The sequence below is a fragment of the Thalassoglobus polymorphus genome (genome assembly GCF_007744255.1).
Taxonomy (GTDB): domain Bacteria; phylum Planctomycetota; class Planctomycetia; order Planctomycetales; family Planctomycetaceae; genus Thalassoglobus; species Thalassoglobus polymorphus.
Genome location: NZ_CP036267.1, coordinates 4,134,137 through 4,155,650, shown reverse-complemented (window position 1 = coordinate 4,155,650; position 21,514 = coordinate 4,134,137). Strand labels below are relative to the sequence as shown.

13 protein-coding genes and 1 tRNA gene are annotated in these 21,514 nt (G+C 50.1%); 4 read left to right on the top strand and 10 right to left on the bottom strand.

Going from position 1 to position 21,514, the window contains the following annotated elements; genetic code table 11:
* Positions 1 to 8: 8 nt before the first annotated feature.
* The 5 genes from Mal48_RS14820 to Mal48_RS14800 form a co-directional block, all read right to left on the bottom strand.
* Complete coding sequence (locus tag Mal48_RS14820) at positions 9 to 1,367, bottom strand: ATP-binding protein (RefSeq protein WP_145201028.1); 1,359 nt, start codon at positions 1,365 to 1,367, stop codon at positions 9 to 11.
* Positions 1,360 to 1,695, bottom strand: a complete 336-nt coding sequence (locus tag Mal48_RS14815) for a hypothetical protein (RefSeq protein WP_231739605.1) — start codon at positions 1,693 to 1,695, stop codon at positions 1,360 to 1,362. Before Mal48_RS14815 ends, Mal48_RS14820 begins: the two co-directional genes overlap by 8 nt.
* Positions 1,696 to 2,100: 405 nt before the next feature.
* Positions 2,101 to 3,192: an integrase core domain-containing protein gene (locus Mal48_RS14810; RefSeq protein WP_145201021.1), complete on the bottom strand. Its 1,092-nt coding sequence runs from the start codon at positions 3,190 to 3,192 to the stop codon at positions 2,101 to 2,103.
* A gap of 242 nt (positions 3,193 to 3,434) precedes the next feature.
* Complete coding sequence (locus Mal48_RS14805) at positions 3,435 to 4,217, bottom strand: phage integrase SAM-like domain-containing protein (protein ID WP_145201018.1); 783 nt, start codon at positions 4,215 to 4,217, stop codon at positions 3,435 to 3,437.
* A 120-nt stretch (positions 4,218 to 4,337) separates the two neighbouring features.
* Positions 4,338 to 4,411, bottom strand: a tRNA-Val gene (locus Mal48_RS14800).
* 721 nt (positions 4,412 to 5,132) lie between these two features.
* On the opposite strand from Mal48_RS14800, the gene Mal48_RS14795 reads away from it, so the two are divergent.
* The 3 genes from Mal48_RS14795 (at position 5,133) to Mal48_RS14785 (ending at position 11,127) form a co-directional block, all read left to right on the top strand.
* Complete coding sequence (locus Mal48_RS14795; RefSeq protein ID WP_145201015.1) at positions 5,133 to 5,873, top strand: ABC transporter ATP-binding protein; 741 nt, start codon at positions 5,133 to 5,135, stop codon at positions 5,871 to 5,873.
* 266 nt (positions 5,874 to 6,139) lie between these two features.
* Positions 6,140 to 8,827: a Gldg family protein gene (locus tag Mal48_RS14790; RefSeq protein ID WP_145201012.1), complete on the top strand. Its 2,688-nt coding sequence runs from the start codon at positions 6,140 to 6,142 to the stop codon at positions 8,825 to 8,827.
* A 248-nt stretch (positions 8,828 to 9,075) separates the two neighbouring features.
* Positions 9,076 to 11,127 carry a DUF4340 domain-containing protein gene (locus Mal48_RS14785; protein ID WP_197441725.1) on the top strand — a complete coding sequence of 684 codons (2,052 nt, stop codon included), beginning with the start codon at positions 9,076 to 9,078 and terminating at the stop codon, positions 11,125 to 11,127.
* Between the two features lie 45 nt (positions 11,128 to 11,172).
* Here the strand turns inward: Mal48_RS14785 and Mal48_RS14780 are convergent, their stop codons facing one another.
* Positions 11,173 to 11,760 (bottom strand): GNAT family N-acetyltransferase, encoded by a 588-nt coding sequence (locus tag Mal48_RS14780; protein WP_145201006.1) that lies wholly within the window; start codon positions 11,758 to 11,760, stop codon positions 11,173 to 11,175.
* Positions 11,761 to 12,198: 438 nt separating this feature from the next.
* Between Mal48_RS14780 and Mal48_RS14775 the strand changes: the two genes are divergently transcribed.
* On the top strand, positions 12,199 to 14,352 hold the full coding sequence (locus tag Mal48_RS14775) for an alanine/glycine:cation symporter family protein (RefSeq protein ID WP_145201003.1): 2,154 nt from the start codon (positions 12,199 to 12,201) through the stop codon (positions 14,350 to 14,352).
* A 94-nt stretch (positions 14,353 to 14,446) separates the two neighbouring features.
* Here the strand turns inward: Mal48_RS14775 and Mal48_RS14770 are convergent, their stop codons facing one another.
* From Mal48_RS14770 to Mal48_RS14755, 4 genes are all read right to left on the bottom strand, one after another.
* The gene (locus Mal48_RS14770) at positions 14,447 to 14,899 is read right to left on the bottom strand and encodes a sigma-70 family RNA polymerase sigma factor (protein WP_145200999.1); all 453 of its coding nucleotides are present in this window, start codon (positions 14,897 to 14,899) and stop codon (positions 14,447 to 14,449) included.
* Positions 14,900 to 15,063: 164 nt separating this feature from the next.
* Positions 15,064 to 16,098, bottom strand: a complete 1,035-nt coding sequence (locus Mal48_RS14765; protein ID WP_197441724.1) for a helix-turn-helix transcriptional regulator — start codon at positions 16,096 to 16,098, stop codon at positions 15,064 to 15,066.
* Positions 16,099 to 16,688: 590 nt separating this feature from the next.
* Entirely contained in the window at positions 16,689 to 19,283 is a 2,595-nt protein-coding gene (locus Mal48_RS14760) for a zinc-dependent metalloprotease (protein WP_145200993.1), read from the bottom strand.
* Positions 19,284 to 19,654: 371 nt separating this feature from the next.
* Positions 19,655 to 21,256, bottom strand: coding sequence for a Gfo/Idh/MocA family protein (locus tag Mal48_RS14755; protein ID WP_145200990.1), 1,602 nt, complete (start codon positions 21,254 to 21,256; stop codon positions 19,655 to 19,657).
* Positions 21,257 to 21,514: the final 258 nt, after the last annotated feature.

The window sequence follows — 21,514 nt, the reverse complement described above, 5'->3', positions numbered from 1 at the left end:
GTTTCATATTACCTTGCAATCACTTTCTCGATCAGTTCCTCAAGTGCGCTTAAATCAACGTTCTGTTGATTGACGTCTCTGGGACGTTCGGACATTTTTTCATAGATGTGGTTGATCGGCACAAGTTCTGCCAGCAGTTTCAGGTAACGGATCAGTAGGACACTTGTTTCGCGATCACTGTTTCGCAGGATCTCTCTCAACTGATCGTTGTCAGGATCGATCTGATAGGTAATGGTTTGACTGTTCTCATCCTCGCAAATTTTCCAGAACTCATTGGCCACCTCCTGTTTGCCCCGATAACGATGGACCTTTTTCGACCTTTTGACGGGATCTGCAAGAAACTTTTTAAGCCCCCTTTTTACTTTGACTGGTATCTGGAGACTTGCTTTCTTGACATCGGTGGACCAGTCATTGTCAAGCGAAGAAGGAATGTCAACCTGCACCCGTGCCAAAGCTCCCAGTTGACTGCTGGGCTTCATTCCAAGCCATCCGCCAGCAATGATGAGACGCTTTTCACGATAGATGTATAGCCCCTGATTCTTCGTGATTCCGTCTGCCCCGCCCAGCTCTTCCAAGCGTTTTGCGTTCATGTATTTGAAATGAGGAAGTACGTGGGTTTTTATGCTGATGTGTCCACCCTTACATCTCATTCTTTCCGAAGGCCCCTCCTGATATCTTCTCTCTCTCGTCATGAAGGGGTCCACAGGTTCGATTGGAGTCGAATTTATGGTGAATGCCCGTTTATCAGGTCCAGACATGAATCGATGAAAGTGAAGTGCTATGTACGACCGCAATTCAGAAAGTCGTGAGGCCAACTCGGTATCGTGATCCAATGCGTGGCTACCGACGTCAAAACAGGTCAGGTTGCTCAGAATCAGCTGGGTGCCGCATTTGACGGGAAAATCAGGGCTCAGACCATCGATCTGTGTTACTTCCGCCGGATCGAAAACTTCCAGGCACCAAGAGTCCATCTCTTCTATCCTGTCGATGTCCCATCTCGCAGCGACCAACGGCTGCCCTTCCTTCCGGCTAACCACCGTAAGACATCTGGCCTGTGAAAAGCTGGCGGTTTTCATTCCGGATCCGAATCGTCCTAAATCACCTTTTTCCCTTTCCGCGTAAGGATCCTTGCATCCGATCCTCATGTTTTGTGTCAATTCATCCAGGTCCATGCCGCATCCATCATCAAGGATGGAGATCAGCGGCTCCTTTCTCCCCGGTGGCGCATAGATATCAATATTTTGCGAGCCTGCCGCAATCGAATTGTCTATGATGTCGGCAATAGCCGAATTGAGCGTATATCCAATTCTCATCAAAGTCTTGATGTGTGATTTTGGGCTGGGCGCGGTTTCAACTGTCCTAGGCATCGCGACTGATCCCCCAGATTTCACGAGACTTGATCAGGGCAACATTTTCCTGTGGGTCCAGACCATCTGCCGATGCGCTTGCTTCCGCCAGCTGCAGGACAAAAGTCCTGAGTTCTGGCTCGGTCACGAGATTGAGATATTCCTCGATCCCAGCGTCCGAATCAAAAAATGCCTGAAGTGATTTTTCGAATGCATTTTCCTCTACTTCCGGAAAACGCACACAAATCATCTCATGCATGGTTTCTTCTTCGGCCTGGGAAATGATCCCATCTTTGGCACATATGCATGCCGCGATTTTCACGCAAGAGTCAAATGAGTTCGTCATCATCTGAGGCCCAAATGGTTTAAGTTCCGTGCTGGAAGGCTTTTAACTGTATCACCCTGCCACTAAGAATACAAAGCAGTTTGACTTCGCGACTGGTCGCTAAAACCTACTTGACCCACTAAACCTGCGACAGATCCTTTGGGAAAGAAAGTTCAACCAATTGAACTGCTCTTTGACAATCCTAGTTTATCAGCGAATCCTCAAACGCGAATTCGATGAGTTCCAATAAGCAACAGTCACTACAGACCTTGGGAAGGTCAACTAGCCTGTGCTGGACGCATCGCCCGTTACAAAACGTTGTACGGAGTTGATTGTGTAGAACAAAGACAAAGTCGACCGTTCTCTCTGGAGGAGTTGCGTATTGGGAGGAATCAGATCGGAATCTAGAAGTCCAGCGATGGCTTTGCTTCAAGCAGCGCGGCGTCTGTAGTGCTTCAGCAGTCCACCCAGCCGAGTCTTGCAAACCATGTCTCTGATCTTGATTGACTCGACGGGCTCTGGTGGATGCTCGCACGCTGGTGGAAGATGTTCGCAAAATTCATGCGGCCGTTCCGAATTATAGTGCGCGCTCCACTCGCGGCAGATGTGGTTGAGGTGCCGCTGAGCCACGATCATGAACTTGTCGAGACACTCGTGCTTCAGACTCTGAATGAACCGCTCAACGTGAGCCCGCAGGTTGGGCGAAAGTGGTGTGTTTCGCTTGATCTTCGCCCCGCTGGCCTTGAACACCATGTCAAACTGCGAGATGAATTTTGTGTCGTTGTCCCGCATTACCATTTTCGGTGTAAGGTCCATGTCTTCGGCTTCCATCAGGAAGTTCTTGGCTTGCTGTGAAACCCACGCGGAATCTGGATGCAACGTGCAGGGACTGATCCAGCACCTGCGTGTTCCTAGATGCAGAAACACCAGCAGGTACAGGTCAACTACACCCGTGGCCGTCCACATCGGCTTAGTTAGAAAATCACACTGCCAGAGTGTGTCAGCGTGACGCTTGAGGAACGCATCCCAGGAATCCTGCTTGTCGGTGCCTTCGGGATTTGGTGTGAAACCGGCTTCGACCAGAATGTTCTTGACCGTCTGGCGTGAGATGTGAATGCCCAGTTTCCGGAGCTCGCCAAGGATGCGAGTGTAGCCGAAGTTCGACTCCTTTCGGATCTTGATGACCAGTGCACGAATGTCATCAGGAGTCTTGGGGCGTCCAGGTTTACGTGTCGGATTCTTATCAGGATTCGTCCGCTTCGTCCTGCCGTCTTCTTTTTCTCGCACCCAGCGACGGAATGACTCGTAGCTGGCGATCGACATCAGCTCGCGAAGCTGGGTGCCGAGTTTGCGGCCTACCTTCAGCAGTCGGGCTCGCTCTTGCGGAGTGGTCACAATTCGCTCCGGCAATCTGGCGCGAAGAATACGGTTCTCTTCTTTGAGGTACGCGACCTGGCGTGCGAGTTCCTGACGCGTCACTGAGGCCAACAAGGCGAATAAGGGGTGCAGAATCTTGTCCATCTTGGTATGTTCAAGTCGCTTGTGAAACGAGGAAAATTACGAGGTACAACATATTTTTACCCCGCTGGAAATCCTCGCAAAATAGCCACATTATTTAAGAGGACCAGCGCCACGGTCGGGCCGATCTCAGAGTAGGTCGAAGGTGTCGTTTGATCACCGGACGATCGGTAGAACCGGCAGAATCACGGGTCGCATGTTGTTAAGCGACGTATCCCTGGAAAGCTCAAAAATCCGCTGCGCTCTCAAAACCGTTCAGCAAATTCTCTTCCCAACTTGCCAAGCTGTTGAGCAGTTGATCCAGCGTTCAAGATTTGCATGATCGAGCAGCATCGCACGTTCCAATCGCGAAACCTCGATACTGTTGATGGCAAAGAGCTTACATCAAATGCGCTCTCGCGGACGCGTTCGCGTGTGTGTTTTGTACGGGGAGGAGTTAAATGGGGAAGGGTCACCTCGACTGTAACATCGTCCACAGGTAGCACTGGTTCTGCTTCTCGTGCATCTGAGCGTCCCATCCTCAAGCCAGAAACAGCCATGAGTCCGTGGTACATATCATTACGCACGAGTCCGTTCTCAACCGCCCATTTGAAGCATCTGCGAATTCGACTGATCGCCTTGTTGATGGTGCTACGAGACCAGCCTTTATCAATCATTCGCTGCCGAACCGCTTTCAGTGCCAGTGGTCCGAATTCATTTGCCGATACTCGACCGTAGAACTCGCGTACGAGCTTCAAAGCGTCCTTGATCCCATTGTACTCGCTGGTGACTCGACCATCTTTGCGATAATAGCTCTCTGCGAACTTGCGGTATGCGTTAAGAACTTCGACTACTGTCCGATCAGAATTGCTTTGCAATTGTCGTCCATGTGTCAAGGACTCAGCGACCAGGCGATCGTATTCAGCCTTGCTCGCGGCGGAATTCCATTTCCCCAGATAGATGTCTCGGCTGTTGATAGTAACAACAGCTTGCCCGGAAGACTTATGTCGACGATAAGAAGGGACACGCAGGGTGGATGGTTTTGACATCGGTATGCAACCTCCATTTCACCGAATCCGGTAGTATACCGGATTTCGTTGAATTTCAGGCTGCACTGCCGAACGTCGACAGGTAACACAAGTTCTTGTTTCAGCAGTAGTTAAGAAAAATGCACCCGGCTGGACTCGAACCAGCGACCTCATGCATGTCAAGCATGCACTCTAACCAACTGAGCTACGGGTGCTTTGGTGCGAGACTTTATCTCGCTGGGAACGTTGCGTCAAGCAACCTTTTTGATTGAATTTTCTCTTTGATTCAGGCTTTGTCTTCTCTGCCCCCACTTTACTATGGAGAGTCGGCGAAGAAACTGGTCCGCCTTCACCACTGCAGGGCTGTGGGCAGTCTGATTCGGTGCAAGTTGAGATGATGATTATTGCCTCTCTTTTCGGGCGGCGATTACTTGTGGCGTCAGCGATCGTTTCAGGCTTTGTGTTTGTTTCAAATGGTATCTGCAGGTTTGGGGTTTCTTGCGCTCGCTTCGGCTGCGTTCTCTTTGGTGAATTTCATTGAAATTGCAGGCACTCTCAAGTATCAAGGAAAATTGAATCGACTGGAATTCTTGCCTGGAATTGACTTGACTCTTCAGCAAAAGAAGTCAACTTATTATGGAATTCACATTCAATGACAACAACGTAAGTGTGTCAGGTTCACTCGATTCCAGAGTCCCTTGGCCAAGGATAATCATCCTCTTTCTTTTCAAACGTTGGGGTCATGCAAGTTCAATGACATCGGGAAGGCGACGAGAGACCGTTCCGAGAGGGCGATTTCTTTTGCGGCTTTGAATGTCATGTGGTTTATGCAATCTGATATCTCGTGACCGGGTGTTGCATCGCGTCTTGTCACCGTTATCGCTATCGTGTGAATTCACACCGATAATTCAGGTGGGGTAATAAAGGAGAGTTTTGATGGTCGAGTGTTCCGACCCGATGATTGAGGCCAAGAGCCTTTCAAAATTTTACGGACCGTTCATTGCAACGCGGGACGTTTCATTTTCTGTTCCTCAAGGGGAAATCGCTGCGTTCCTGGGGCCGAACGGGGCTGGTAAGTCAACAACCATGAAACTGTTGACGGGCTTCCTGACGCCAAGTGAAGGAGAAGCTCGAATCGGTGGTTTCAATATGGCTGAGGACCGGATCAAGGCGAGCGAGCTGATTGGCTACTTGCCTGAGAATGGTCCCCTCTACAATGAAATGACACCTCAGGGGCTGTTGAAATACATCGGCCAGGCACGTGGAATGAGTCGCGAGACGCTGAAGCAGCGACTCGATTATGTAGTCCAGAAATGCTCGTTGGAAGATGTTTGGGGAAAGCAGATTGGGAAGCTCTCCCGGGGATATCGTCAGCGTGTCGGGATGGCACATGCTTTATTGCACGATCCGCAGGTGTTGATTCTTGATGAACCGACCAGCGGACTGGACCCGAATCAAACATTTCAGGTTCGCGAACTCATTCGCGAACTCGGTAAGACCAAGACGATTCTGCTTTCAACTCACATTCTGTCGGAAGTGGAGGCTGTTTGCGATCGGATTATTTTGATCGACCGGGGACGAATTATTCTTGATGGCAACGTCGAGCAAATGAAGGGCGAGACCGGCCAGATGGAAGATCAATTCCGAAAACTCACCGGGACGAACGTTGCGGGGTGAGCGAGATTGCTTCGACCCGTGACTCGCTTGGTGAACTGCGTGTTCGGTCAATACATCGAATCTACGGCAGGTTGCCAGCCGGGATAGGTTCATGCAAAACATGAGAAGTGGTCCGAGTCGAGTGAATCAGAACGATTTCAACAGTCGTGTTAAGGCGAATCAGAACATTTCCGTCTTCTGCACCGAGAAATTTCTTCGAGAATCTTCTCAATGAAATTTCAGCAGGGGGCGACTTTCGAAACTCTTGAAAAACCAAAGATATCGAGATGCGCAGCCACGTTATCCTTGCAGTATTTAAAAGAAATGTATCGAGTTACTTCTCCGGAATGCTCGGGTATTTGTTCATTGTGGTGTTTGTCGTCGCAGGAGCTTTTCTGGCATTCAACCAGAATTTCTTCGCCGACAATCTCGCCAACCTGGATCAGTTGAGCAGCCAGTTTCCGCTGCTGCTTCTGTTCATTATTCCAGCGATCACCATGACTGCCTGGGCAGATGAGAAGAAGTTGGGGACCGATGAACTGCTGTTTACTTTACCCGCTTCCGATTTCGAAATTCTGCTCGGCAAGTATTTGGCGGTACTGTTTGTTTACACCGTCGCACTGATGTTCTCGATCACGCATGCGTTCGTGCTATCCGCGTTAGGAAATCCCGATTGGGGACTGATCGCGACGACCTACTTCGGTTACTGGCTGGCTGGTGGAGCACTTCTGGCTGCCGGAATGTTTGCTTCCGTGCTTACGAGTAGCGCAACAGTTGCATTTGTACTCGGGACCGCAATCTGCGCGATTCCTGTGTTCATCGATCGCATCCCCGGAGTTGATACGTTACTGAAGGACACGTTGGGCATCACCGCTCCTTTGAGTGTTGGGGGACATCTGGAAGGATTCACAGCTGGAAAAGTGGCTTATAGCGGGATTTTCTACTTCATTGGACTCACTGCATTTTTCCTGTATCTGAATTCTGTGTTCATCGCCCGCCGTCACTGGGCTGGCGGAAAAAATGCTGGAGAAATGGCTCTCCATTACACTGCTCGTGTTGCTTGCCTGGCAGTCGCCCTGCTCAGCTTCACCTACACACTTGCAGTGGCCGGTGGAGATATCGATACGACCTCGGAACAGCTACATACGCTTTCGAAAACTACTATCGAGACGATCAAAGGGATTGACAAGGAGAAACCTGTGACGATTCAGGCATTTCTCTCGCCTGATGTTCCCCAGGACTACGTTCCGATCCGCAAAGAGTTGCGAGATAAATTGCGTGAGTATGATCAGCGGGGAGGAGCGAATATTCAGGTCCGATTCGTCGATGTCGAGCCGTATAGCGAAGCGGCTGAAGAAGCGAGTTCATTGGGGATTACACCGCGACAAATCCAGAGTGAGACCAATGGGCGGTTTTCTCTCGAAGACGTTTATCTTGGTGTCGTCCTGACGAGCGGATTTGACACTGTTGTCGTTCCGTTCTTTGATCGTGGAACACCCATTGAATACGAATTGACACGTTCTCTTGGAACTGTTTCCAAGGCCGAACGAAAAACTGTCGGCATCCTGACGACCGATGCAGGTGTGTTCGGAGGGTTTGATCAGCGAACTTTCCGCAGTTTGCCAGAATGGCAAATCGTGACGGAACTCGAAAAACAGTACAATATCAGAGAAGTTTCTCCGGACAGCAAAATCGAAGCTGAAGTCGACGTTCTCCTCGCGGTGCTGCCATCTTCACTCACTCAGCCGCAGATGGATAATTTCGTCAACTATGTCAAGGAGGGGCATCCCGTACTCATCTTTGACGACCCAGTACCGTTGTTCAATCCTCCAGGGCTTCAAGGGGCTCCACTTGAACCGAAACCGAGTCCCGGCGGCGGTATGATGGGAATGCAGCAGCCCGCAGAGCCGAAAGCTGACGGAGGCCGAGCGACTTCGTTAATGAAAGCTTTGGGGCTACGTTGGGATGTCAGTAAAAGTCTGTTCGATTTGCGGAATCCGCATCCTCGCTATGCGAGCGTTTTCCCGAAAGAATTGATCTTCCTCACTGAGTCTGATGACGACAAAGATGACTCTAGACAAATTCCAAACAATCCCATTGCTGGGGGATTACAGGAACTCCTGCTCTATTACCCGGGAGCCATTTCACGTGACCCAGAGACACGATTGGAATACATCGAGTTGCTCCGCTCTCGGCAGTCGAGTACCGGTCTGAATGACTGGAACGAAATCACACGACCGGGAATGTTTGGAGGGCGGCAAATGTCGGCACCGTCAACCTACACTCCAGATGATAAGCGATACACGATCGCAGCCTTGGTTCAACCGAGTGGATCTTCCGACGGAGAAGAGAAGAAGGAAGGAATTCATGCAATTTTTGTTGCTGACATCGACATGATTCACAACGTCATGTTTGACGTCTGGCAACGGCAAATGTACGACTTGAAAATCGACAATATCCTGTTCACCTTGAACTGTGTCGATTACCTCGCTGGAGATGAACGGTTCATCGATTTGCGGAAACGACGTGCCGAACACCGAACACTCGCAGAACTTGAGCGTCAGAAGAAGAAGTTCGAAGAGCGACGCAGCAACGAAGAGAAAAAGGCCGACGACGAAGCGAAGCAAGCTGTCAAAGATGCCAAAGATCGTCTGGAAAAGATCCTTGCCGATTTGCGTGGTGAAATGCAAAAAGGAAACATGGACGCCGGAACGATGCAAGTCCGTCTTCAAAATGCTGCCGAAGCCGAAAATCGAAAACTGCGGCAACAGGAAGAAGAAATTGAACGTGAAAAGAACGAACGTGTTCGCAAGGTTCGAATCGAAACCGAACAGGAGATCCGGAAAATTGAGAATGGGAAATGGAAGTGGGCGGTCATTGTTCCACCTCTTCCTGCCATTTTCCTCGGGATCATCGTAGTCCTGTCACAGGTCTTCAATGAACGCCGCGGAATCGCCAAAGATCGTTTAAGGTAATTTCTCTGGCGGTCAGTGAATGTCATGTTGTGAAAGGGTGGGCAAGCTCGTTGGTATGCCACCAGAACAAAACAATATGACGCTTCACCAGAGATAAAGCATTTGTCCGTTTTCGTATTGTGATTGATTCGCATTCGACAAAACCTGAACAAGTGATTGAAATTCGTCTCTAAGACAAAGAATTGAACTCGCTTGTTGAGGCTACATAGAAATTTGAATTTCGAGTCCCTGAAATGGGAGTGATCCATATGAGCCAGTCAGTTCGTACTATTATCTTTCTTGGCGTTGCCATCGCGTGTGTCGGGATCGGCTTTGCAACTCATTCACTGAACAAACCGTCCGATCTGGATGCGTTTGTCGATGTCGGTGAACCGTTTTATCCTGACTTTACAGACCCCAATGCTGCCACCGGTTTGCGTGTCGCCTCATTCAATGATGAGACCAGCAAAACTGAAGCCTTCAGCGTGGAAGTCAAGGATGGGCTGTGGAGAATCCCATCTCATCACGACTATCCCGCTGATGGAGAAGATCAGCTGGCGAAAACAGCAGCCTCAATGATCGGGGTTGAACGTCAGGCGCTCATCGAACGAACGAAGGCTGCCCACAAGCGATATAACTTGCTTGACCCTCTTGATAAGGAAGTCACAGGAACGGAAGGTCGCGGAGACCGTATCACGCTGTATCAAGGTGATGAACCTGTTGTTGATATCATCGTCGGGAAACAAGTTGAAGGCCAGCAGAACCAATATTACATTCGGGCTGCGGACGAAGACCGCTTCTACACCGCAAATCTTGGCGACCTGAAGATCTCAACGAAATTTTCAGACTGGATTGCAAAAGATATTTTGGACATCAACAAGGCTGATGCTCGTGAATTGATCATCAATCGCTACCAGGTCGATGAAGTACGACGCGGAATCGTGCAAGGTGATCGTCTTACGTTGCGGCGTCCATCATCGACCGCTGATTGGGCTCTGGAAGGGCTCAATGCCAGCAAGGAAGAGTTGGATACCAGCAATGTCACTGCACTACTGGACGCCCTTGATGACTTGTCGATTGTGGGAGTTCGCAGAAAGCCAAAAGGAATCAGTGCCGGGTTAAAAAACGAGACCGGCGATGGCGTGACCACCACTGATTTTGATTTGCTCGATCTTCAGGAAAAGGGGTTCTTCTTCGATCGAAGAACCGGAGGCATCCTCTCCAACGAAGGAGAAGTTTTGCTCGGAACCAGTCAAGGTGTGCTGTACGTTTTACGCTTTGGTGAGGAATTTTCGGGGAGTGAAGTCGATATTGAAGTTGGCCGAAAGGTCGAGGATCAAGATAAGAAAGATTCGAAAGAAAGTTCCCAAGACGAGACCAAAAAAGAGGACGGCAAAGAGACCGAATCCGGTGAGGATGAGTCTGAGAAAGATGAGGCTGAGAAATCAGACACAGAACTTAAGAGCCGATATCTGTTTGTAACTGCCCAGTTTGACGAGAGCCTCATTGGCAAGAAGCCAACCCCGCCCGTAAAGCCGGAGCCTCCAAAGGAGGAAGAGACGGAAAAATCAGCAGCTGAAGAAGAGAAACCAGCTGATGATTCTTCAGCAGCGAAAGAGGCAGAATCTGACAACAAGGAATCTGGGGAGACCGAAGCTGAGACAGCGAAAGAAGATCTGCAAAAGGCTTACGAAAAAGCTCTTGAGAAGTACGAAGAAGATCTTGAGATCTATGAGATCAAACTGAAAGACTACGAAGAGGACATGAAGAAGGGACAGGAGCGGGTCGATGAGCTCAATCGACGTTTCGCAGACTGGTACTATGTCATCGCTGCAGATGTCTTTGACCGAATGAAAATCAATCGTACTGATCTCGTCAAGGCGAAGGAGCAACCCGCCGGCGAAGCAGGGGAAAACCCAACTGTACTCCCTGAGACTCCGGCAGTAGAGAAGCCGGAAATGAAAAAAACAGTTGATCCTGCAAAAGAGACTGGCGATACAAAACCAGCCGAAATGAAGCCGGAAGCGACTCCAGAAAAACCTGAGTCAAAACCTGAGTCAAAACCTGAGTCAAAGCCTGAGTCAAAGCCTGAGTCAAAGCCTGAGTCAAAGCCTGAGTCAAAGCCTGAGTCAAAGCCTGAGTCAAAGCCTGAGTCAAAACCTGAGTCAAAGCCTGAATCAAAGCCTGAATCAAAGCCTGAATCAAAGCCGGCTGACGAAGAAGGCGGCAAGCCAGCGGCTGCTGAAAAAGATGAGCCGGTTCAGGCCACACCTGAAACAGATGAAGCTGAGAAAAAAGAAGACGCTAAGGATGACGAGTAGGTTAAATGATCGCCGGGCACATCAAGTGCCCGGTCGTCTTTTTATTTATTCCGTCGCCGGTGGTTCTGTCAGCACTTCTCGGTAGCTGGTTTTGATGTGCTGAAATCCGATTGAACGGTAGAGCGAAATTGCTGCCGTGTTGTTTGCACTCACGTCCAGGTAAACGCGTACAAATCCGCAGGCTCGGAATCCGTGCAGGTTCTTCAGGAGCAACGCGCGACCCAACCCGAACCCTCGATAATCGGGGATCACCCCGATGTTCTGAATCGCCCCCACGCTTAAGCTGGCGGAGAGCCCTTGAATCGTTGCGCAAGAGGTTGCGGAGTGGAAGTCGTTTCCTTCGTGTTGGATCAACCAGGTTGCCTCTGGAATAAATCCCGGATGCGACACAATGGATTGCATCAATTCTCGGCATCCGATGAATGACCGAAGTGCCGGGAAAATCTGGCTGTCCATTTCTGCCTGAAAACTTTCAAACTTCGCAAATGCATGGTCAGGAAGTGTGGCAGGATGCCAAGGCTGAAAGGTGTAGCCCTCTGGCAATTTTGGGACTGGAAGCGCAGCGTTCCTTAAGTCGACTTCCATTCGAAATCGCTTGAGGTAGTTCGTTTTTTTTGAACTGAATGCACTCATATGTCCTGAAGTTCGCCTGCGGCAGATTTAAGTTGAAACGTGTTTCTGATTGTTGTTTTTTGATGGTTTGGAACTGGTCCGAAAACCTGAATTTGCTCTCAACAGTAGTGAGAATTGTGACCAATCCACAAATTTCAGGACTGTTGATTTTAACTTCTGAAGCACACGAGTCAAAACTCGAATCGGTCACACGCGAAAGTTCTTAAGATTCTCTTCAGTAGAAGTGTAGCGGGACGGACAGTCCCAATCTCCAGCTTAACGCATTCGGGCAACAACTTTTCGCGTTTTTTAAGGTGTCGTCTGAAATAAGCTCATTCCCTGATTGGATTTGCATTGAGTTCAATAGGACACTCCCCCTAAACTCATCGCATTCGTTGCAGCTGAATCAAAATTGGCTGCTCCTTCCCAATTGATCCTCTCAGCGAGTCTCTGCCACCAATGGCTTTTCATCCTTGCCTTCGAATTGTTGTTCTGTTGTTGCTGACAGTCTGTATTGAGCAACCTGGCTTTTCTCAAGAGGCATCACCTCCTGGAACTCAATCGGACTCAACAGCGACTCTTCCAGTTGTTCAGGAAGATGCCCCGGTTCTCAACCCGTATCAAAAAGTCGACGCCGTATTTAAGGAAGCCGTTTCCCTGATGGAGATGGTGCTGTTCTACCGCGTGGGACGCTCTGAACGAGAGTACATTGTCTTCGAGAGAAATTCAGTCTATCAACGGGAACGTGGCAGCGATGCGAATTTCGTGAATATTGTTTCGGACGACCCGGGACAGCCGGCTGTGTTGACTGATGAACAGGTTCAGGTGCTGGCTGCTCAAGGGAAACTTGTCGACGGTCAAGTCAAGCCGTATCAACTGGGAACGATCAACGGGAAGCCGGTTGAGTACGTCACCGTCAAACTCGATTCACCCGATGGCACAGTGAAGTACGGCGACAAGTTTGCTTGGAAGTCCAGCATCGGTGAGTATCGAATACTTCAAAAGAAGCGGAACTTGCCGGGCGAATTGACGGTCTCTCAGTCAACAGTGGATGACTGGGACAGACAGGGGTTTCTGAAAACGACTTCGAAACCAAAAGAGGGCCAGCCAGCGTACTTGCTTTCAGAACCGGTCGGCGGGATTCCAATTGTGGTTGGCTGGCTCGCATTGGGGGGACTGTTCTTCACTCTGTTTATGAGAGGCTTCAACTTCTGGGGTTTCCGGCATGCTCTCAATATCGTGCGAGGGAAGTACGACAACCCGAAAGAGACTGGAGAAGTGACACACTTCCAGGCACTGGCGTCGGCACTCTCCGCAACGATTGGTCTGGGAAATATCGCCGGTGTCACCATCGCCATGACATTGGGAGGGCCGGGGGCGTTCTTCTGGATGCTGTTGTCTGGCTTCCTTGGAATGTGCAGCAAGTTTACAGAATGTACGCTTGGGCAAAAGTATCGCTACGTCAAACCGGACGGAACCGTTCTCGGAGGTCCCATGCGGTACCTCAAGGTCGGCTTGGCTGAAATGAAACTCGGGTTGCTCGGTGGCGTGCTCTCAATTGTTTTTGCTGTGATGTGTGTCCTGGCAAGTTTCGGCGGCGGAAATATGCTTCAGGCGAATCAGTCCGGTTCAGCCATGCTGCAAATGTTCCAACAAGGACGGCTTCAGCAAGTGTCCGACCTGAATGATGAAATCAAAGACGCCGCCAAAGTCGAGAACATCGACGAAATGCTCACGTTGCAGAAGAAGAAAGAGACCCTCGTCACAGACATCTCAGCCTTCGAAAAGCGTTTCAAAATCATTTATGGAATTATCCTGGCCGCTTTGGTTGGTGCAGTGATTATCGGGGGAATCAAACGCATCGGAGCAGCAGCCTCAAAAATTGTCCCGTCGATGTGCATCATGTACTCTCTCGCCTGCCTGTACATTATCCTCACTCACATTTCTCAGGTCCCTTCCTTGGTCGCACAAATTTTCACGGAAGCCTTCACCGGATCTGCGATGGGTGGAGGGATCGTCGGTGTTCTCGTGGTTGGTGTGCAACGAGCGGCATTCAGTAATGAAGCTGGGGCCGGAAGTGCTGCAATCGCTCATAGTGCCGCGAGAACGGAAGAACCGATTCGCGAAGGTTGTGTCGCCTTGCTGGGGCCATTCATCGATACCATCGTCGTCTGCTCGATGACTGCTCTAGTCATTCTGATCACCGGGGCCTGGGACAATAATGAATGGATTGTCGAGCAAGGATTAGAAGGTGCCGCGCTCACTTCCAGAGCCTTCCAGGAAGAAATTTCATGGTTCCCAATCCTTCTCAGTATTGCAGTCACACTCTTTGCCTACTCAACAATCATCTCGTGGAGTTACTACGGAGAAAAAGCCTGGGAAACTCTCTTCGGAGCACGCAGCACATTCCTGTACAAAATTCTGGCAGTCATCGCAGTCTTCATAGGAACAATTGTAAATCTGGGAAGTGTCCTCGATTTCTCTGACATGATGATCCTCGGGATGGCCTTCCCGAACATTCTCGGCGTCGTTCTCCTCTCGCCCAAAGTCCGCAAAGACCTCATGGAATACTGGGCCCGTTACAAGGCTGGGGAGTTCAAAACTTATAAGTAGGACAGCAATAGCCATCGCTCAGAGCATCTTCCGGACCTGTATTTTGAAGTGCACGCTTTGGCCTGTGGTTGATCCTGTTCTTGCGAATTGTTTGTCACCCTTGGAGTGAGCGAACCAGTGTGTTTGCCTGCAGACCTTGGCACGCACGACGCAGACATTGCCTGACTGCCTGGGGCGTGATTGAGAGTTGCTTGGCGATCTCTTGGGGAGAGAGGTCTGCCCAGTAGTGGAGCCTGACAACTCGCTGCTGCGTCAACGGCAGACTGGTGACGACTTGGCTGATGATTGATGACGTCTCATTCCTCGCGCTGTGCAGAGCCGGGTCCATTTCCTGCATTCGATCCCGACGAGCCCATAAATCGTATCGGCGGACTGGGTCAACTTCACGTTCATGTCGGCGCTGTGCGTCAATAAGACGCCACTTTGAACGATAGGTAATGACCGACTCCAAATTCTCGATGCCGGTCTGACCAAAGGCCTCTAAGAATGCGTCCTGACGCGCGTCCTCGTTGTCGTACCAGCGACGAACTCTGAAGTGCTGGCCCATCCGTTTCTCCTGTTTTAGAAGCGATACTGTAAAAATAAAACGATATTCCGCCCGCAAAAAAATGCTGATCCAGTGGATGAAGATTGTGGGGCGAGACTTTTGGGCCCAAGCTGCTTTTATCTCATCAGGGGCCACAGAATTCCCAGAAAGGATTTCATTCGCTTTTAATTCGTGTTGCCACCTTGTTTGGGCGTCGCATGTGCCGCATACTTTTTCAGCGAGTTTTGAAGGTCCTGGAGAACCATTTGACGTAGTTCTACTGGTTCCTCGACAGTCGCCTCGGCTCCGAAGCTGAGAATCCAGGATTTGAATTCTTCCAATGCGGAGAGCTGCAACTCCAAGAGGAGGGTTCCATCAGGTTGTGGCGTGAGAGTCTGAGTTTCATGCCAGTGATGTTCCTGAACGTAACGGGCGACTTCCGCAGAAAACCGGACAGAGATGTGGTACTGCTTTTCGCTCCCCTGATAGACGCCGAATGCGGTTCTCAGGTGCTCGTGAAGAGTGAACTCATCCGGCTTGTCGAATTGCTCCGAAGACATTTCGATGTCGTGAATGCGAGCAATTTTGTAATGGCGGATTTCGTGATATTTTAGAACGAACGCGACGAGATAGAGCGAGCTTCGATGGTAGGCCAGCCCATATGGGTGCAGGACCACCTCTTTCGGGGTCTTGGAATTCATTGAAAAGTACAAGAGGCGAGTCACCTGCTGATCCTCAATGGCGATCATCAGTGTATCGATGATTTCGCCACGTTCACGATAGTCGCTCGACCCTAATCGGGTTTGATGGAACATGGAGGAGAATTGTTCCAGGTACTGCCGAGTCTCCTTCGTGAGTGCGGTGCGGATCTTTCGAAATGCAGTATGTGCAGCCTTGAAGAAAACCGTGCCTGCCATCGGTTCTAAAAACTGTCGACCAAGGTAAAGTGCTGCCGCTTCTTCAAACGTCAAGTTGAGTTTGGAAAGCATCTGGTCACTGTGACAGGTCCACGTTTTGCGTCCATGAGTCCCGACAGTCTGCTGAATGGGAAAACCGGATTTTTGCAGTTGTGCAAGATCCCGGCGAACTGTTTTTTGACTGACACCGAGTTCCTCTGAAAGTTCACTCAGTGTCCATCCAGGAGAGGGACCACACAAGTTCTTCAGTAGTAACCATGGGCGAACGTGGGAGGAGAGATTGACTGACTGAGCCCTATTCACATCATTTCGTCCTGCTCGTACATTATTCGCAACTCCTTCTCTCGACACCCCCTCCTGGCTTTGATCGTCGTCACTATGAAGTGAATACTAATAGATGGATCACTCCAGGTAGGACACAGCGCGTCCAACCTGCTGGAAGATTTCATGGAAATCGACAATTCAGAGCATTTTTTACGATTGTCGTGCCGGGGATGTCACTTTCATGACTGCATAGACTGCTCGCCCCGAGCTGTAAGTTCAGATGAATTCTTGAACTGCTCGGTGGTCAGGATTGAAGCGGTCGAAAGAATGTTCCGCTCGATGGCCCAATTTCACGAAGAGATCGCTTTTTATGAGTGGTGATCCATGGCTAACAACTGTCAGCCATGAACTCCACCTTCAACTTTTTGCCTGTCGATGTTCAGGATCTGCCTCGTGGCGAACAGCATCTTTACTAGAGAAACGCGTTCTCCACGGGCACACGGTCGAGCAAACTGCTTTAGCCTTGTCGTCGCCTTGGCGTTTCCGAAGGAGATGTCACATTCACATAGCGATGACAGCAGCAGCAGTAATACATGTTTGCTGCTGCTGCTGCTGCGTGTGAACGCTCATCAATAAACGCTGGGCAGGCTCAGTTCTGCGGTGAGGACTCGATCTATCACAGCAATCAGATCTTGCAGGTGAGCTTTCGAGTAATCGTCGAGCTTGATCTTTTTGTTTTTCAACACGTTTGTTGATTTCTTTTTCAAATCGATCAGGTGCATTCGAGTCAATGTTCTCGCATCAGAAGGGGCTCCCGATCCTCTTGAAACGATATTTCCAAGGCGGTTCAGGGCAGAGCGTTGCAGGTTCCGCCGGAAGCTGGAAATCATCGGTTCTTTGACCGTGTATTCAGCCTCTTTCTTTTGGTTCAGCTCAGCAAATACACTGTCGACAATCAGCCTTAAGTGCTCTGCGAGTGTGTAGGCGTCGTCCTCGTCCGTTTTGAATTCGTTATCGAGAATTCGGTCGAGTTTTAACGAGCTCAGAACTCTTCCCAAAATCATGTCCTGCATGGAAAGCATGTCATCGTGGATTGGGTAATCCAACCGGCTCACACTTGCGACTCCCCAATGATTCCATCGTGAGACGGACAGAGAATTCAGGAGTTCCCCGTTAATTTCTGGTGGAGCAAATGCAGATTCGGCAAGCAACTTCATGGCTTCGCGCTGCTTCTCGGCAGGGACAACGACAAATGGAGGCCGTGCATCTTTGTCACCTTTGTGGTCTCGATTCACGTACAGCCCACCGGGATAACGAGCGGCGAATGTGGTTGCTCGCCAGTATTCGTTGAAGAGCAACACGAAGGCTTGTCGGGCACGTTGATAACCATCGCCTTCGTGTACGGTGTTCTCAACGACTTTTGGAATCAGTTCCATAGACTGCTTCATCTGTCGACGAGCATAAACCAACGGGTCCTGACCAAGGTCAAAACGGTTTGACGTTGGATCCGGGTCGAAGCTGCGTGTGTCTTCGTCTGTTGAATAATTCAGAGCTGGTTCGCCGGAGCGAGAGGCGATCTCCTTTAACTCTTTTGCTTCATTGGATTTGATCGGCTTGTAGCCATATTCAATTGCCCAGTAGTCATAAGGCCCGATTGTTTGAGAGTAGTAAATCCCCTGCTCTTTTTTGTCTACGACAACATTCGCCGGTGAATAATCCATGACGCTGGCGACGGTGGCGACGTTGATGTCTGCTTCTGGGTCGGCAATTTCCTCAAGAGTCTTCCAGGTGCTTGCCTTGAAGTTGTGACGCAATCCGAGAGTGTGGCCTACTTCGTGCATGACAACTTCCTTCAGACCTTGATGGACAAACTCTTCAGGAAGGGCTTCGGTTTTGGCTGCTCCATTTGCCAGGAAAACAGCAGCTGCAAAAGCAGTTTGATACTGCTTTGCATGTCCGATCTGGCAGAACGGGCCATGCTCATGCTCCAGGGAATTCGAGCTGTGATCTTTCGGGACGTGAAGTCCTGAAAACATTGCGGTCTCTTCGGGGCGGAAGATTTCCCAACGGTGATTCCAACTGTTCAAGAAACTGGCGTCGAAGATGATGTCGGCATCGAGGATCTGCCCCGTGCGTGGATCGACACGCGATGGTCCCATTGCAAACCCAGCCTCTGCGGTGATCCAGCGAAAGGTATTGTATTCAATACTTTCCGGATCAAAATTTGGATCGACCGGTTGTTGGTCAACACGAATGGCCCCAGCGTAGCCCAACTTCTCGAATGCCTTATTCCATTCCAGAATTCCTGCTTCGACAGTTGGTCGCAGGTAGACAGGAACGGTGTTCTCCATGTAGAAGCGAATGGGCTTTTTCGGTGGGGAGAGATCAATTGATGAATCGAGTTTCTGGAGATCCCAGCGGTTAATATAGCGTTTGAAGTGCTCGGGATCGTCTTTGTCAGAGAAGTCTTTGATAGCTGTCAGGAAGTAACCGACGCGATCATCGGCGACTCGCGGTTTGTAGCCATTCGAGCCGACCGGAGGCAGAACACTAATGCTGAAGTGGACACCGACCTGAACGCCTTTGGTGTTTGGGACCGTATCAATGGAACCGGTTCCCGCGTAAACGGCGTTCAGTTGCAACTCCAGGTTTTTGGGAAACTGCTTGATCTTCGAGAACGTCGAGCGATCTGTCATCAATCGGAAACCTGATCCAATTGAGCGGCCGACCTCCTGATCATCATTCATGAAGACTCGCGTCATGTCGACCAGGATTCCTCCCGAAGGTGATTTCGTCAACACAGGTAGCGCATGCAGAATGCTGTCGCTATAAGCAAGTTTGACAGCTGATGCTTCGGGGGAATTCGCCTTTGCCGTATAGCGAACATTTCGCTGATAGATGAAAAGTTTTTCTTCTGTTGCCTTGAATCCATAAATGACATCATCACCAAAGCCCCACGACATCCCTCCCAGTACAGACCCTTTGCTGATTCCTTTGAAAATCGACGGAAGGACGATGTACTCCTGTTTCAGAGCTGTCGGTGAAAGCTCCACGAGTAATTGCTGATCGTTGTGGTACACAGTCCACATTCCGCTCAGCTTCGTCTTTTTTTTGATCAGCTCTTCGAACTTGGAAGGTTTTTTTGTTTCTTGAGCACTCAATTGAGTACAGGCAAAAAACACCCCGAGTGTGAGTACGGGAAGGAAGATTCGACGTAAGTCCATGGAGTTCCCCTGGGAAGAGAAGATACTGGGAAGGAGACAATTGCGCAGTTTTCTTATCTTATCAGTTCCTGCTAATCAGAAAAGCCTACCAGAGAAAGGTGGACTCAGTTGAGACTGTTTGACGGAGTCGCAGAATTCTCGGAGACTTGCAGGCAGTTTGCGCAGTTTGAGCATGAGGCGTTGCTTTTTGGCAACGTTGTGTGACGCATAATTTCAGCGCAATGAGTGCGACCGGAAGGGTATCGCCGGACATAAGCAGATGTCCGGCGATACATGAGATCCGTTGACGCGACCGACTGTCTGAGCAGGTCGCCGCGTTACACTAATTCGAAAATGCGTTCTTAAGAGAAAAGACTGTAATCCCTGTGGTGTTACGCCTTCACGCCGTGTTCCAGTTCGGGAGCAGCGTCGCTATCAGGATCGAACCATTCTGGCTTGAACTCGATACGAGTCTGGAGGTCCATCGCGAGGTTCGCTGTCAAAGCCATGATCGCATCCGCCATGGCAACGACACCGTTACAGCGAAGTCCACCTTTTTCCGGATCCATTGGTTTTCCATCGGGCCAGTAATTTGGGCCCTGATTACGGATCGCGTAACAGAAGTGTTCCATTTCTTCGCGGTAACCGCGACTGACGTTTGATGCCCAATCGGCACCTCCAGTGTCAGCGACCTTCGGTCCAGAGGTTGTTTCGTAGGCTTCCATGACAGGACCACCTTCGCCCCCTTCAGACCCGGAAATGACCCACAAACGTTGGTCTGGGCCGCCTCCCTGACTGCCACGGCCATCTTCTTTCCAGAGCATCGCTTCTTTTTCGGTTTTCATAAACATCGTGCCACGAGTTCCGTAAACCAGTTCACCGTACGGCTCGAATTTGTTCGTGTTAATCGAAGAGTATGTGACGATGCACTTGTCGCGTTTCTTCACTTCGTCGGTTGCATCGTACTGAGCACCAGGGAATTCAAAGGTCACGAAAATCTGGTCGTCAATCTCCCGGTCATCGTCCCACTTGTCTTTAGGTCCGACGTTTGGAATTCCGTAGAAGTTCTTTCCACCGAATCCACTGACTGCGATTGGGTGAACTTTTCCAAGGAAAATACTGGCTGCGTCCATCTGGTGAGAACCAAGTTCCGCCATCAGGCCGCCGCCCGTCTGTTCGTAGAGTCGCCAGTTGACCAGTTGGTTGACGTCGTTAAAACCAAACTGTTCGAGGTCCTTGGCTGGAATTTTTTGATCTGGCCTGGGAATCCCTTTCTGCCAACTGTCGCTGTGCGGGAAGCTGTTGTTTCGATGCCATTGTGCGCGAATGTGTCTGATATCACCCAACAGGCCGTTTTGAATCAGGTTATTCGCATTATCGTAGAGCACGCTGTAGTGACGCTGGTGACCGACTGCCAGCAACAGGTTTTTGTCGCGTGCTTTTCGAATCATTTCCTTGCACTGAGGAACTGTTCGAGCCATCAGTTTTTCGGTCAGCACATGCAGGCCGGCGTTCATGCAGTCGATGGAAATGGGAGCATGCGTCACCAACGGGGTTGCGATGACGACCGCCTCGAGTCCCAGTTCATCTTTGTGTTCGAGAAGCTCTTTGTGGCTGCCGTAAGTTTTAATTTTTGCAGCTTCTTTAGCTCCGAGCTTTTTGACGAGTCCACGGCGGACGTCATTTCCATCACCTTTGAAGGCGCGTTCGCGGTTCGAAGGTCGCAAATCGGCGATGGCAACAATTTCCATGTATTCCGGAGGATGTTCGTTGAGAAGGATATTTCCTTCATCCCCGGTTCCGATGAACGCCACTTTGACACGTTCGCCTTTCAGGGCACCGTATCCAAACAAGGCTGCCGAAGTCCCGACGCCGCCAGCAGCAATTGCTTTCAATACGTCGCGACGACTCAAATCACCCGAATTGACGGAATGGACAGCTCCGGAGAAATTGTCCTTGCCGATTTGTTCTTGCTCAGGAGAGACAACAGGCACGATTCACCTCAAATTATTGTTATACGGTCCTGTGAGGACCGAATCGGATTTCCAGGATATTATAGTTCGTCAGCGTAGCTTTGGGGAGTGGGGGCGTTTTAAAACATTTGAATGAAAAGGGTTGCAGCAAGTCCACTCCATCTGGATTCGTTCTAATTCACTCGTCATGACAATTAACATGATGATTTGTCAGAGCGAATCAGTTCGAGAACATCACCTGCGGTAACGGCTGCGTCATAAAGTGCTCGAAATAAAAAG

Excerpts from the sequence above, each read along its gene's own strand:
- Mal48_RS14820 (WP_145201028.1), bottom strand. The coding sequence starts at position 1,367 with ATGCCTAGGACAGTTGAAACCGCGCCCAGCCCAAAATCACACATCAAG.
- Mal48_RS14815 (WP_231739605.1), bottom strand. The coding sequence starts at position 1,695 with ATGATGACGAACTCATTTGACTCTTGCGTGAAAATCGCGGCATGCATA.
- Mal48_RS14810 (WP_145201021.1), bottom strand. The coding sequence starts at position 3,192 with ATGGACAAGATTCTGCACCCCTTATTCGCCTTGTTGGCCTCAGTGACG.
- Mal48_RS14805 (WP_145201018.1), bottom strand. The coding sequence starts at position 4,217 with ATGTCAAAACCATCCACCCTGCGTGTCCCTTCTTATCGTCGACATAAG.
- Mal48_RS14795 (WP_145201015.1), top strand. The coding sequence starts at position 5,133 with ATGGTCGAGTGTTCCGACCCGATGATTGAGGCCAAGAGCCTTTCAAAA.
- Mal48_RS14790 (WP_145201012.1), top strand. The coding sequence starts at position 6,140 with ATGCGCAGCCACGTTATCCTTGCAGTATTTAAAAGAAATGTATCGAGT.
- Mal48_RS14785 (WP_197441725.1), top strand. The coding sequence starts at position 9,076 with ATGAGCCAGTCAGTTCGTACTATTATCTTTCTTGGCGTTGCCATCGCG.
- Mal48_RS14780 (WP_145201006.1), bottom strand. The coding sequence starts at position 11,760 with ATGAGTGCATTCAGTTCAAAAAAAACGAACTACCTCAAGCGATTTCGA.
- Mal48_RS14775 (WP_145201003.1), top strand. The coding sequence starts at position 12,199 with ATGGCTTTTCATCCTTGCCTTCGAATTGTTGTTCTGTTGTTGCTGACA.
- Mal48_RS14770 (WP_145200999.1), bottom strand. The coding sequence starts at position 14,899 with ATGGGCCAGCACTTCAGAGTTCGTCGCTGGTACGACAACGAGGACGCG.
- Mal48_RS14760 (WP_145200993.1), bottom strand. The coding sequence starts at position 19,283 with ATGGACTTACGTCGAATCTTCCTTCCCGTACTCACACTCGGGGTGTTT.